Genomic DNA, 251 nt, shown 5'->3' with positions numbered 1-251 from the left:
CCGGCATTCACAAGTTCTCGGATGCGGACTTCCTGTCTTGCATGGGCTGGCAGAAAGTCAGTGAGGGCAATACGCCGTTCAGCAGCGACGGACTGTGCGACGTGGATGCACTGAAGACAATCCTCAACGATGCTGCTCCGCACGACGTACCAGCGGTGGCAGGGGAGACGGCGGAAGCTCACAAGAAGCGAGTGCTGTCGGCGTATGTGAAAGGTAATGCCCGGGTACGGCGGCAGTTACGCGGCCTTGTC

At 59.8% G+C, this 251-nt stretch carries 1 protein-coding gene; it reads left to right on the top strand.

Going from position 1 to position 251, the window contains the following annotated elements; translation table 11 throughout:
- Positions 1-41 precede the first annotated feature (41 nt).
- Positions 42-251 (top strand): hypothetical protein (locus tag SB659_RS20165; RefSeq protein ID WP_410551710.1); only part of this gene is annotated, 210 nt, incomplete at its 3' end.

Source organism: Arthrobacter sp. SIMBA_036 (assembly GCF_046535135.1).
Lineage (GTDB): Bacteria > Actinomycetota > Actinomycetes > Actinomycetales > Micrococcaceae > Arthrobacter.
The sequence above is the reverse complement of the archived record's forward strand: the minus strand, read 5'-3'. Positions and strand labels throughout refer to the sequence as shown.